Origin of the sequence: Bacteroides sp. An279, assembly GCF_002159615.1 — a bacterium.
Lineage (GTDB): Bacteria > Bacteroidota > Bacteroidia > Bacteroidales > Bacteroidaceae > Phocaeicola > Phocaeicola intestinalis.
On record NZ_NFJA01000004.1, the window covers coordinates 1 to 14,589 of the forward strand.

5 protein-coding genes are annotated in these 14,589 nt (G+C 52.8%); all 5 read left to right on the forward strand.

Annotated features, from left to right (window positions below):
* The first annotated feature begins 361 nt into the window (after positions 1-361).
* The 5 genes from B5F78_RS01300 (at position 362) to B5F78_RS01320 (ending at position 14,545) form a co-directional block, all read left to right on the forward strand.
* Entirely contained in the window at positions 362-3,103 is a 2,742-nt protein-coding gene (locus tag B5F78_RS01300; RefSeq protein ID WP_087405758.1) for a SusC/RagA family TonB-linked outer membrane protein, read from the forward strand.
* 11 nt (positions 3,104-3,114) lie between these two features.
* Positions 3,115-4,752: a RagB/SusD family nutrient uptake outer membrane protein gene (locus B5F78_RS01305; RefSeq protein ID WP_087398082.1), complete on the forward strand. Its 1,638-nt coding sequence runs from the start codon at positions 3,115-3,117 to the stop codon at positions 4,750-4,752.
* Positions 4,753-4,852: 100 nt separating this feature from the next.
* The gene (locus B5F78_RS01310; RefSeq protein WP_087405759.1) at positions 4,853-8,833 is read left to right on the forward strand and encodes a two-component regulator propeller domain-containing protein; all 3,981 of its coding nucleotides are present in this window, start codon (positions 4,853-4,855) and stop codon (positions 8,831-8,833) included.
* Positions 8,834-8,925: 92 nt separating this feature from the next.
* Positions 8,926-11,496 (forward strand): hypothetical protein, encoded by a 2,571-nt coding sequence (locus tag B5F78_RS01315; protein ID WP_087405760.1) that lies wholly within the window; start codon positions 8,926-8,928, stop codon positions 11,494-11,496.
* A gap of 73 nt (positions 11,497-11,569) precedes the next feature.
* Positions 11,570-14,545, forward strand: coding sequence for a SusC/RagA family TonB-linked outer membrane protein (locus tag B5F78_RS01320; RefSeq protein ID WP_087405761.1), 2,976 nt, complete (start codon positions 11,570-11,572; stop codon positions 14,543-14,545).
* Positions 14,546-14,589 lie beyond the last annotated feature (44 nt).

A 14,589-nucleotide genomic window follows, 5' to 3' on the forward strand; every position in this document is an offset into this window, starting at 1 on the left:
CCGCTTCTGTTCTTCGTCAGATAGCCCGCTATCTTCCTCATCACAGAAGCGAAAATGCCTCAAAAACTCATCCCAAATCATCGCACGATAAATTCAAAACAGCTTCTAAGACAAAATTTGTTTGTGAAAAAAGAGGGTGTATCAAATTCCGGCACACCCTCTTTTTATTGAAATACCCTTATGAGAAACAGCTCTTTCTAAAAACCAACACAACCAGCATATAAATCGTCTATGTCCTGGCTCAAGCACATATTTGGGACAATTTGGGACAATATCCGAAAACTTATAATCTGTATCCATAATAATAGGAATTGTCGATAATATTACATATATTTGCATAAACCATGTTCCTTAGACGCTTATGAAAAAAGAAAAACACTTTTTGACAACATGTATTATCGTCTCTTCTTTTTGCCTGCAACCCTTGTCGGCACAAGAAAAAAAACAACATACGGAATCGATTCCCGATTCTGTATTGAACATCGGATATGCACAAGGCAGCCTGATAAACCTTTCAGGTTCGGTAGAACGGATTACCGAACAACAGATGAATAAAGAACAAATCACCAACCCTTTAGAAGCCATCCAAGGACGAGTGGCAGGACTTACCATTCTGAAAAGCAGCAACGGTATGGCTGCACTGGAATCTGTACGTATGCGGGGCACCACTTCACTGACTAGCGGAAACGACCCGCTAATCATTGTCGACGGTGTACTGGGTGACTTAACGATGCTGACATCCATTTACCCAGCCGACATCGAAAGTTTCACCATCCTGAAAGATGCATCAGAAACTGCCCAATATGGTTCTCGGGGAGCTTCGGGAGTCATCAATATTGTCACTAAAAAAGGGACGGCAGGGAAAACACGGATAAATTACAGCGGAAGCTTCGGCATAGCCCACGTCTACCGCCACTTGGACATGCTTTCAGGAACAGAATATCGAAGAGTGGCAACCGAAAACGGTCTGCACTTTCTGGACAAAGGTTATGATACAGACTTCCAAAAGGAAATAGAACAAACCGGATTGCAACAAAATCATAACATCGCATTTTATGGAGGAGGTGAAACATCGAACTATCGTGTCTCACTAGGCTTCCAGAACCGTGAAGGAGTTGTCCGACACGAAAATATGAAACTATTCACCTCGAATATGAATATGAACCAGAAATTATTGGATGGCTTCATTGATTGCGAACTGGGACTGTTCGGCTCAGTAAAGCGTAACCGCACCTTGTTCGATTATCAAAAGACATTCTACTCGGCAGCAACGTTCAACCCTACCTACCCCAACCACAAAAATCCTGAGACAGGAGGATGGGACCAGATAACCACAGCCAGCCAGATAACAAACCCCTTGGCGTGGATGGAAGTGAACAACCAGAATGCCACATCATATTTTAGTGCCCACGCCCGCCTGACCTTCCACCTGTTGAAAGACCTGAAGCTGGTTCTGTTCGGTTCGTACACATACAGTGACAGCGAAGACTCGCAATATCTTCCTACCAGTGTATGGGCACATGGGCAGGCTTACCGAGGCGACCGAAAATCTGAATCACTTTTGGGAAATCTGATGCTTACCTACCGCAAACACAAAGGAGTGCATTTCTTTGACGCACTGGCACTGGGCGAACTGGAGAAAGATATTTATAAAGGATTTTATACAACCGTGACTAACTTTTCTTCCGATGAAACCGGATTCGATAACCTGCAAGGCGGAGCACTCCGGCCATGGGAAGGCACCGGTTCATATTTCGAAGAACCGCATCTGGTTTCATTCTTGGGACGCGTGAACTATACATTCGACAACCGTTACGTACTGACCCTGAATGCACGTACAGACGCTTCATCCAAATTCGGTAAAAACCATAAATGGGGATTTTTCCCTTCGGCATCCATTGCATGGAACATTTCGGAAGAAGCATTCATGAAACGTTTCCGCTACATAGACAACCTGAAAATACGTATGGGATACGGGCTTGCAGGCAATCAGGCAGGTATCGATTCGTATACCACCATGGCATTAGTCCGTCCTAACGGAATAACACCTACTGGCAATGCCCCATTGGTCACATACGAAAACCTCCGGAACATCAACCCCAACTTAAAATGGGAAGTGAAACGCACGTTCAATGCAGGATTCGATGTGGGATTATACGGCAATCGGCTCCTGCTTTCGGTCAATTACTACAACTCGAAAACCACAGACATGCTTTATTCCTATAATGTAAGCGTACCTCCCTTTGCCCACAACACCTTACTGGCAAATCTGGGTTCCATGCGGAACAGCGGAACAGAAATATCCATAGGCATCACACCACTGAAAACACAAGACATGGAACTGAACATCAACGCAAACATTACTTTCCAACAAAATAAACTCCTCTCGTTAAGCGGCATGTATAACGGAGAATACGTCTCGGCTTCCGAATACACCGCCATCGCCGGATTAAACGGTGCTGGTACACACGGAGGATACAACAACATCGTGTATCAGATTGTAGGACAACCTTTGGGCGTATTTTACTTACCACATTGCGAAGGACTTGCAGCAGACGGAAAAGGAGGATATACTTATCAGATTGCCGACCTGAACGGTGGCGGGGTAAACCTGGAAGATGGCGAAGACCGCTACATAGCCGGACAAGCCATTCCGAAAACGCTATTGGGTTCGAACATCAGTTTCCGCTACAAAAATATAGACATTTCCTTACAGATAAACGGAGCATTCGGACATAAAATATACAACGGGACATCCCTCTCGTATATGAACATGAACAGCCTGCCTGATTACAATGTGCTGGCAGAAGCCCCCAAACAAATGATAAAAGACCAGACCGCTACCGATTACTGGTTGGAAAAAGGCGATTATGTCAACTTCGATTACCTGACTATCGGATGGACCATCCCTCTGAAACATACCCGTTTCCTGAAAGGAGTACGCCTGGCAGGCACTGTCAACAATTTGGGAACCATCAGCAGCTATTCGGGACTGACTCCATTAATTAACTCCAGCTTAGCAGACAACACGCTAGGGGTAGACGACAAACGTACCTATCCGCTTTCGCGCACATACACAATCAGTCTTAGTCTTAACTTCTAATTACGAGCCTTATGAAAAGACAGTATACCTTTATTTTTTTGTTGCTTTCCCTCTTGTTGGGAATGCCTTCGTGCAGCAAGTTTCTGGAAGAAGACCCACGCGACAGCCTTGACGAAGACACCGCTTACGAAACGTTACAAGAGTTATTCCAAAACGGAGTCTTGTCGCTCTATAACCATATCGGCGGATACAACGACAGTCAGGGACTGCAAGGAACCGGACGTGGCGTATACGACCTGAATACTTTCACAACCGATGAAGCCATTATGCCCACACGGGGTGCCGACTGGTTCGATGGAGGATTCTGGCAAGGACTTTACCTGCACCGGTGGGGAGTGAACAACGATGCGATACACGACACATGGGAATACTTGTACGGAGTCATCATTTTGTGCAACAAGTCGCTGAAGAAAATCCAATCGTACGCAGAAAAACATCCAGATGAAGACACCCGTATCTATGCTGCAGAAGTACGGGCACTGAGAGCCATGTTCTATTATTATACCATGGACCTGTTCGGTAATATTCCCCTGCTCTTATCTTCCGACCTACATGTCAGCGACATCGAACAACAAAAGCGAAGTCAAACATTCCGTTTCATCTTCGATGAACTGCAAGATGCAGTTCCTTTCTTAAGTAAAGAACGCAGTAACCAACCAGGCATCTATTACGGAAGAATCACACAGCCAGTAGCATACTTCTTGCTGGCCAAACTGGCATTGAATGCAGAAATCTATGCCGATGACCTCTGGACAGACTCCGACAAGCCAGACGGCAAACAATTATTCTTCGACATAGATGGCAACCGGCTGAACGCATGGGAAACCGTACAATATTATTGCAGGCAGATTACCTCGGCCGGATACAGACTGGAAGCAGACTACACACTCAACTTCGCTATTTTCAACGAATCATCGCAAGAAAACATTTTTGTCATACCGATGGACAAGACACTATATACCAACCAGTTCATCTATCTGTTCCGCTCACGCCATTACAACCATGCCAAAGCGTATGGCTTAGGTGGCGAAAACGGTTCGAGTGCTACCCTCGAAGTGTTGGAAACATTCGGATACGATACCCCTGATACAGATCCCCGCTTCGATTTCTGCTATTTTGCCGGTCCGGTAAAAGACCTTGACGGGAATCCGATATTGCTGGATGACGAGCAGACACCTTTGGTCTACGAACCTTGGCAAGTCAGTCTTGACCTGTCTGGAACCGCATACGAACAAACCGCCGGAGCCAGGATGAAAAAATACGAAGTAGACAAAACCGCGCTAAAGGACGGAAAACTAATCAACAACGACATTGTCCTGTTCCGCTATGCCGACGTGTTGCTGATGCAAAGCGAAGCCAAAGTACGCAACGGAGAAGACGGCAATGCCGAACTGAATGAAATACGTAACCGGGCAGGTGCATCGCCACGAACTGCTACCCTTGAGAACCTGCTGGCTGAAAGACAATTGGAATTGGCATGGGAAGGCTGGCGCCGTCAAGACATGATCCGTTTCGGTACTTTCACCCGTCCTTACAGTTTTCGCCCCCAGGTAGAAAACGAAACAAGCGGTTTTACCACCGTATTCCCCATTCCACAAAAAATACTTGGTATGAACAAAGCCATGAAACAGAATCCGGGATACGAATAACAGATTGGCTTGATATCACAGAAGCAAAATCCTTTGCCCCGAAGCCCGTTGTTACCTAAAAAAAGTTTATCTTTGCAATAAAACACTTAAAATACATGCCATGCAAAAACAGATACATACATTATTCATATTCCTTTTGAGCCTTTTGTTTGCGGAGCTACCGTCCGTCCAAGCCAATGGGAACCTTTCTGATTACAATTTGTTCCACCGGGTGGAATTAGAAACAGAAACAGCAGTGGTCACCTGCCTACTGCAAGACACAGAAGGAGTCTTGTGGGCCGGATCAGACCGCGGACTGTTTTGTTATGACGGCTACAACTCTCGTCCGTACTATCAATATGGCACCCCCAGCAACACGCGCATCTACTGCGGCGCGGTGGTGGACAACACCTTTCTCTATTTAGGAGCAGACAACGGACTGCTGATCTATAACTACCGGAAAGACCAGTATGCCAACCTTGGCATCACTTTTCCTAAAGACATCCGTGCCTTGGCCTGGTTTGACGGCTGCTGGTGGTTGGGCACACTGCATGGATTGTACACCTATTGTCCGGATTCGGGGAAGGTGACTGACGTGAGCGAGGGGTTGCCTCATCGAGCCGTGTACGCCTTGCTGCCAGCCGCAGACGGACGCCTTTACGTAGGGACATACGACGGTTGCTGCCGGTACTCGCCCCGCGACACGCCGACTTACACCCCCATTTCTCTTCCGGTCAGCAAAAGCAACCTCTTTGTCAACGCTTTGCTGGAAGACAAGGAAAGAGGATGCATCTGGATAGGCACGGAAGGGAACCTGCTGAGATATGACTACCAGACCAACGGAAGGGTGCAGACGGTGGAAGGCGTGGAAGGCAATTCGGTCAAAACGCTCACCCTCGACAATGACGGTTGCCTGCTGGCCGGAACAGACAACGGGCTCTACGTCTACGACGGGCAAAAGGCACTGGCACACATCACCCACGACTCACGCAACCCGCAGTCTCTCTCCAGCGACATCATCTGGACCATGCTGAAGGATGACGAGGGAAACATCTGGCTCGGGACAGACTATGGCATTTCCATGTCGAGAAGCCACGCCGCCCTGCGCCGCATTCCTCTCTCGTCCATCACCGGCACGGGCAAAGGAAACCGTCTCTACGCCATGCTCCACAGCCGCGACGGCAGTTTCTGGCTGGGCGGCACCAATGGGCTGATGCGGTTTTCCCAGTCTGCTCTCAATCCAAGCACACGGACGATAGGAACGTATGAATGGTACAAAATGGGGGACGCCCGTTTTCCTCTCTCACACAACCGCGTCCGCCAACTCTATGAAGACCGCGACGGCATCTTATGGGTGGCCACAGACGGCGGAGTCAACCGCTACGATGCGAAACGCCACCGCTTTGTGCCCTACCACATCGTAGACAGCACCCGCCGCTATCACGCCAACTGGGTTTACAGCCTTTTTGAGGACAACGACGGACGACTGTGGATCGCCACGTGCTTGGGCGGCATCTTCGTGGTGGACAAACAATCACTGCTCCGGGAAAAGCAGGATGTCTACGTGGCCCGGCAGATGTACACCACGGAGAACGGGCTTTCCGGCCTTTTCGTCAACCAGATGGTGCAGGATCATCGAGGACAAGTCTGGGTACTGTTTTACAACAACGCCAACAGCATCCAGAAGATCGACCCGCAGACCGGACGGGTGAACCGCGTGGCCTCCGAAAGCCTGAACGGCCAACAACCGCCCAACTACATCCTATGCAGCAACGACGGGCACATCTGGATCGGCTTCCAGGGAGGAATCATGCGCATCGACCCGGAGGACGACAGCATCCGCACCCTGAGCTTCGGCAACGGATTCCACCAAGAAGTGCTCTGCATGGCCGAGGCCGAGGGAAGAATCTGGATTTCCACATCCAAAGGCTTTTTGGTGGCCGACAGCGAAGCGACCTCCCTGCGCAGGCTGAACGTGGCCGAGCAACGCTTCACCTCCTTATATTATAATCCGCAAGAGCGGCTGCTCCACTTGGGCTATGTGGACGGATTTGCCGTGGCCTCTCCTGCCCGCCTGCTGGAGGAACGCCCTCATCGCCCGTTACGCCTGACGGGACTTTACGTCAACAACCGTCCCTACCGGCCCGCCAACGATGAAACAGCCGAGAGCATCCGCTATACGCGCCACCTCCGCCTGCAGCATCATCAGAACAACGTAGCCTTCGAATTTTCCGACCTTCCCTATTCGTCTGAAGAGAAAAGCCGCCTCATCCACCGCTGGGGAAAAGAGGATAACAAATGGATCGTCATGCAGGCCGATGCCAACCGCATTACCTTCAACAACCTCGATTATGGGAAGCACCGCCTGATGGTCAACAGGCTTGCCCCCGACGGACGCCCCAACGACCAGCCCTACCTGCTGGACGTGGAGATTCTGCCGCCTTGGTATGCTTCTCCGTGGGCAAAGACAGCCTATGTCCTGCTGGCACTGGCACTGGCCGCTTGGACCGTCAACTTCTTCCGTGTCAAAAACCGCCTCAAGCTGGTCCGTCTGGAGAAGGAAAAGATCTTGGAGCAATCTCAAGCCAAGATGGAATTTTTCACCAACCTCTCCCACGACCTGAAAGCACCGCTCAGCATGATCATCGCGCCGGTGAGCCGTCTCTTGCCCGCTATCCGAAACAAACAGGAGAAACTGGTGCTCGAACAGGTGCAGCGCAACGCCATGAAGCTGAACTCACTCATCCATCGCGGACTGGACATCGACCGGGTGGAAAGCGGACGAAACCTCCTGCTGATCCAGTCGCATATCGAGCTAGTGCAGTTTGCCCGCAATCTCTTTTCCATCTATGCTGACGACCCGTCCCGTGGAAAGGAACTGCAGTTTGAGTTCCAGTCCACCCAACGCGAAGTCTATATCCAGATGGATGCCGTCAAGCTGGACTCCATCCTGGACAACCTCCTCTCCAACGCCGTCAAGTACACCCCTGAAGGCGGAAAGGTGACACTGCGGATCGATTTGGACAAAAGCGGCAAGGAGGTCCGGCTCTCCGTGTCAGACTCTGGCGTGGGCATCCCGCTGCCGGATCAGCCATACGTGTTCCAACGTTTCTTCCAGTCGTCACGCACGGCAGGCAAGACAGCCGGCACCGGCATCGGCCTCTACTTGGTGAAGACCTATACCGAACTGCATGGAGGAAGTGTCAACCTGAAGTCATCGGAAGGCGCGGGCACCACCGTGACTGTCGTCTTGCCAGGCGTGGAGAGCGCATTGCCCGCTTCCTGCAGCGATGCCCCATCCACCGGAGGTTCCCCCGTCCCGGCAACCGTTGCTTCAGAGGAGGTCCCTCTCCCGGCAGACGCGCCGACAGTGCTGGTGGTGGAGGACGACCACGACACAGCAGAGTTCATCCAGACCGTGCTGCGCGCGCACTACCGCTGCCGTTTAGCGGCCAACGGGCAGGAAGGACTCGAACAAGTGGGGCAGAAAGTGCCCGACCTGGTCATCTCGGATGTAATGATGCCCGTCATGGACGGTTTTGAAATGGTGCGGCAGCTGAAGAAGTATGTCCCCGCCTCCACCGTTCCCATCATCCTGCTGACTGGAAAGTCCGACCAGCAGACCGAACTGGAAAGCATCCGCCTGCACGTCGATGCGTTCATCAGCAAGCCCTTCGAACCGAACATCCTCCTCTCGCGGGTGGAGCAACTTCTCTCCAACCGGCATGCTTTCGAGGCCAAGGCACGGATGGAAGCCATCGCCACACCCCAGGAAGTGGAGGCCGCCTCGGCTGATGAGGTCTTCCTGACCGACATCACCCAGCTGATCGAAAAGCACCTGTCCGAATCCGAACTGAACGTGAACGCCCTGTGTGAATGGAGCGGCATCAGCAACAAACAGATGTACCGCAAGGTCAAACAGCTGACCGGCCTGACCCCTGTGGAATACATCAAGTCCATCCGCATGAAGAAGGCGGCCATCCTGCTGAAGCAACATAAATTTACCGTGGCGGAAGTGATGTATATGGTGGGCTTTTCCAACCATTCCTACTTCTCCAAATGCTTCCAAAGTGCGTTTGGAGTCTCTCCGAAGCAGTATTAGTCCGTTTTTTATCCTTTTATGTCCGATTTGTGCTTTCACACACAAACGGCAGTATCTACCTTTGCCATCAGAAAACTTTTAAATTTGATGGCATGAAAAATTACATTTTCCTTTTACTTGCCAGCCTCGTGGCTGGCATCACATCGGTTCAAGCCGATGAGAAAATCGCCACCGTCTATGTGGACAAGCAAGGAGTGATGCGCTGGTCGGACACGAAGGCCGAGGCATCCTTCTTCGGAGTGAACTACACCCTGCCTTTCGCACACGCCTACAGGGCGATGGGGTATCTGGACGTGGACCGCAAGTCTGCCATTGACCGCGATGTCTACCACATGGCTCGTCTGGGCATCAACGCTTACCGCATCCATGTGTGGGACGTGGAAATATCAGACAGCGAAGGACATCTGCTGACCAACGAACATCTGGACCTGCTGGATTACCTCCTCTCCAAACTGGAGGAACGCGGCATACGCATTGTGATCACGCTGCAAACCAACTTCGGCAACGGTTACCCCGAACGAAACGAGCCTACAGGCGGCTATTCCTATCTATATGATAAATGCTCCGTCCACCAAGATCCGGATGCCATCGCCGCACAAGAGCGGTATGCAGCCGCTTTGGTGCGCCACGTCAACGCCTATACAGGCAAAAGTTATAAGGACGACCCCTACATCATCGGATTTGAAATCAACAACGAGCCTTGCCATCCCGGGACACTGGACGAGACCCGTTCCTATATCGAGACCATGCTCCGCGCCCTGAAGCGTGCCGGCAACCGCAAACCGGTGTTTTACAACGTCAGCCACAACGGGCACGTGGTCCAAGCCTATTATGACACCGACATCCAAGGCACCACCTACCAATGGTATCCCACCGGCCTGGTATCCGGCCGCACCCGTACAGGCAATCTCCTACCCGCCGTAGACCGGTATGACATTCCGTTTTCCAACGTAAAAGGGTTCTCCTCCAAAGCACGGCTGGTCTATGAGTTTGACCCCGGCGACGTCTGGAGCACCTATTTGTACCCCGCCACGGTGCGTACCTTCCGGTCTGCCGGTTTCCAATGGATCACGCAGTTTGCCTACGACCCCATCGACATGGCTGCCTACAACACCGAATACCAGACGCACTACCTGAACACGGCCTACACGCCGGGCAAGGCTGTGGGGCTGATGATTGCCGCCGAAGTGGCGCAACAGGTAGACAGGGGGGAGCAGTTTCCCGCCTATCCCGCCGACACGACCTTCCACGGTTTCCGCGTGAGCTATGCCGAAAACCTGAGTGAACTGGACGAGGATGGAAAGTTTTATTATACCAACAACACCCGCACACAGCCCCAAGACGCCACACGGCTGAAAGCCATCGCCGGATGCGGCAGCTCTCCCGTTGTGGACTACGAAGGCACAGGGATGTATTGGCTGGACCGGCTGGAAGAAGGAGTATGGCGACTGGAAGTAATGCCCGATGCCATGCAGGTGTCCGACCCCTTCGCCAAACCATCACTGGACAAAAAAGTGGTGCAGATTATAGATACCGCATGGGACATGACCCTGACATTGCCTGACTTAGGAGAAACATTCAGCGTGACAGGACTGAACGAAGGCAACACACGCCGGGACATGGCAACACACGGCCTCCTCTCCGCCCTGCGCCCCGGTGTTTATCTCTTGCAGCGGCAAGGGGCGACCCCGTCCCGTCAGTGGACAGCGGACAGCTTCTGGCGGAACATCCGGTTGGGTGAATACGTGCAACCCTCCTCAAGCTTGACGGCAGAGGAAGGATTCATCGTCCGACATCGACCTTTCAGCAGTGTGAATGCTGGAGAGGACATGCCTCTGGAAGCGCTCATTGCCGGAGCGGTGCAGCCGGATTCCGTCCTGATCTACACTGACCGCATCTCTTTTTGGAACCAGACCAACCCTTACCTCAAGATGCAGCATGCCGGCGGATATACGTGGAAGGCCACAGTGCCTGCCTCCGAACTGAACGAGGGAGTTTACCGCTACAACATCGTCGTCTTTGCCGGAGGACGGAAACAGACGTTTCCGTCAGGCACGGACAAAGAGCCACTGGACTGGGACTATACGGACTATACGTACTGGGAGACCCGCGTGCAGCACCCCGATGCACCCTTGCTGCTGATGGATGCCGCGTCGGCTTTCTCGGCCGAAACCTTCATCATGCCCGAATGGAGCCAAGCGGACATGTATCCCCTGCAACGGACCCTGATGGAGAAACAGGCCGCCTGCCTCTCCTATACACCCAAAGCGAAGGGGGAGACCTGCTTCTTGCGCCGCTACGTGAAGGAAGAGCTGGCTGGCCGGACAGACCGCCTGACGGCCTGCAAGACCCTTTGCCTGCACCTGCAAAACATCCCGCAAGGATTGCAGGTGGGAGTGGTCAGCTCGATGGGCTATACCTACATGGCCAGTTGTCCTCAAGTCGGTGCTGAAGGCATCGTGCGCATTCCGCTCACAGACTTGAAGTTGACCGACACGGCCTTGCTCCCGCTTGCCTTTCCGTCGTTTCTGGATCCGTTTTTCCATCCGGAAGTATCGCTTCCGCTGAAACCGGCAGACATCGAGACCCTGGAGCTGCGCCTCAACGGGCAAGAACCCGGTCAGGAGATCCTGCTGGAGTTAGGAGAAATCTGGCTGGAATGAACCATTCAAACAGACCACTAATCCTTACCAGAATATATCTTTTACTTTTTTCTAACAACTAAAAAAAACATTTATGAAAAACAAACTTTGGAACGCAAGCCTCAGACAACGGCTGTACGTATGTCTGCTGTGCATTGCTTGCTTGGGAATGGCATCTCCGCTCTGGGCACAGGGCAACCGCGAGGTGTCCGGACAAGTCGTGGATGAAACCGATTTGCCCATTATCGGCGCAAGCGTAGTGGTGAAAGGCACTACAACGGGCGTGATTACTGACATGGACGGTAACTTCATCTTGAAAGTCGCCTCCGATGTCCAAGAACTTCAAATCTCCTATGTGGGCTATACCACAGTGACAGTGGCCATACCTGCCAACGGCAAAATCCAAGTCAAACTGCAACCCGACTCGCAGATGCTGAGCGATGTGGTGGTCATCGGTTATGGTACGACACGCAAGAGCGACCTGACCGGCTCGGTGACCAACGTGCGAAGCGATGACTTCAACGCCGGTCTGATCGCCTCACCCGAACAGCTGATCAACGGAAAGGTGAGCGGTGTGCAGATCATGAGCAACAGCGGCTCACCCACGGCGGGCAGCACCATCCGCATCCGTGGCGGTGCCTCACTGACCGCCTCCAATGACCCGCTCATCGTGCTGGATGGCGTACCTCTGGAGACGGGCGGCATCAGCGGCAACAGCGGCAACTTCCTCTCGCTCATCAACCCCAACGACATCGAGAGCATGACCATCCTGAAAGATGCTTCCTCCACGGCCATCTACGGCTCGCGTGCCTCAAACGGCGTCATCATCATCACCACCAAAAAGGGCGGCAGCGGACGGCTGAAAGCCACGTTCAGCACCACGCAGTCCCTCCAGACCAAAACGGCTCTGACGGACATGCTGTCTTATGATGAGTTTGTGAACGCGGTCAATACGCAAGGCACTGCCGCCCAACGGGTCCTCTTGGGAACCGCCCGCACAGACTGGAACGATGAAGTCTACCAGCTGGCCTACGGCACAGACAACAACCTGAGCCTCTCTGGCAGCATTGCAGAGAACTTCCCTATCCGTGCTTCCGTGGGCTACTATGCGCAAAACGGCCTGCTGCAGACCGACAAGGCCAAGCGCCTGACCGGAAGTGTGTCGCTCAATCCCAGCTTCCTCGATGACCACCTGAAACTGGCCCTAAACGTGAAAGGCTCGCTCAACAACAACCGCTTTGCCAACACCAGTGCCATCTGGAACGCCGCCACGTGGAACCCCACCCTGCCCGTCTACTCCGGCTTGGACACATTCGGCGGATATACCGAAGCTACGGACAACACGGGCAAGATCGTGACCGGCGGAACGATCAACCCGGTAGGAGCCATCAAGCAAAATCACTCCACCAGCCGCGTCTCACGTTTCGTGGGCAACTTCGACGTGGACTACAAGATGCACTTCCTGCCCGAACTGAAATTCCACGCCACCCTGGGCTATGACTATGCCAAGGGACAAGGCGAGGTCTACGTGCCTGCAGAGGCTGCCCAATACAACAGTACCGATGGACGCGACTATGAATACGGTCCGCAGAAAAACATCAACCGCCTGCTGACTACCTACCTGAACTACAACAAGTATTTCGAAAGCTGGAAGAGCAGCGTGGACGCTACGGTGGGCTATGACTATCAATACTGGAAAACGACCAGCCCGGCATACGGAGAATTTAATACCGTAGGCATTTCTCAAAACGACATTCCGGCTTCCGACCAACGCCATGTGCTCCTCTCTTATTATGCCCGCTTGAACTACTCTTATGACTCCCGCTACATGCTGACGGCCACCGTCCGCCGCGACGGCACCTCACGCTTCAGCCCGGATAACCGCTGGGGCACCTTCCCCTCCTTTGCCTTGGGATGGCGCGTCACCGAGGAAGACTTCCTGCAGGACAACCCCGTGCTGAGCAACCTGAAGCTGCGTGCCAGCTACGGTGTGACCGGCCAGCAAGACGGCATCGGCAACTACAATTACCTGCCTGTCTACACCATCAGCCAGACCGGTGCGGAAGCCATGTTCGGCACGGAATACCACCATACGTTCCGCCCCGAAGCCTATGTATCTGACCTGAAGTGGGAAACCACCACCTCGTGGAACGTCGGCTTTGACTTCGGCTTCTTGGATGACCGCATCACGGGTAGCTTCGACTACTACACCCGTCAGACCAAAGACCTGCTGGCTACCGTGCCCTCACCCGCCGGTGTGAACTTCGACAAGAGCATCCTGACCAATGTGGGCAACGTGGACAGCCAAGGCATCGAAGTGAGCCTCAACGCCACCCCGATCCAGACGGACGACTGGAAATGGGATGTCAGCTTCAACATGACCTGGCAGAAGATGAAAGTGAAAAACCTCTCCCTCGTCGAGGGCGGCACCACGACCAACATCGAGGCAGGCGCCTGGATTGACGGCCACTGCGTGCAGGTGTTGAGCGAGGGCTATGAACCTTATATGTTCTACGTCTATAAGCAACTTTATGACGAAAAAACCGGCCGACCTGTTGAAGGTGCCTACGCCGACCTGAACGGCGACGGAATCATCGACACCAACGACCGCTATCGCTACAAGTCCGCCGCACCCGACTTCATCTTCGGATTCAGCACCTCGCTCAACTACAAGAAGTGGACGCTGAGCACCAGCCTGCGGGCCAATGTAGGCAACTATGTCTACAACGGCATGGCCATGAACACCGGTGCCTGGGAGACCATGAGCTACAACACCTACCAGCTGAACAACCTCCACCACAGCTACCTGGAGACGGGATTCCAAAGCCGCCAGCACCTGTCCGACTATTACGTGGAGAATGGCTCGTTCCTGAAGATGGACAACCTCTCGCTCTCCTACAACTTCGGCCGCGTGTGCCGCTGGTTCGGACTCAACGCCAGCCTGCTGGTCCAAAACGTGTTCTGCATCACCAAATATTCAGGAGCCGACCCCGAAGTGCCCAGTGGCATGGATGCCTCGTTCTATCTGCGTCCGCGCACTTATTCGCTCACCTTGGGCTTCGACTTCTGATGCCTGCTGCTGAAGAAACCATACCATCAACTTTCTATCATAAA

Excerpts from the sequence above, each read along its gene's own strand:
- B5F78_RS01320 (WP_087405761.1), top strand. The coding sequence starts at position 11,570 with ATGAAAAACAAACTTTGGAACGCAAGCCTCAGACAACGGCTGTACGTA.
- B5F78_RS01315 (WP_087405760.1), top strand. The coding sequence starts at position 8,926 with ATGAAAAATTACATTTTCCTTTTACTTGCCAGCCTCGTGGCTGGCATC.
- B5F78_RS01305 (WP_087398082.1), top strand. The coding sequence starts at position 3,115 with ATGAAAAGACAGTATACCTTTATTTTTTTGTTGCTTTCCCTCTTGTTG.
- B5F78_RS01310 (WP_087405759.1), top strand. The coding sequence starts at position 4,853 with ATGCAAAAACAGATACATACATTATTCATATTCCTTTTGAGCCTTTTG.
- B5F78_RS01300 (WP_087405758.1), top strand. The coding sequence starts at position 362 with ATGAAAAAAGAAAAACACTTTTTGACAACATGTATTATCGTCTCTTCT.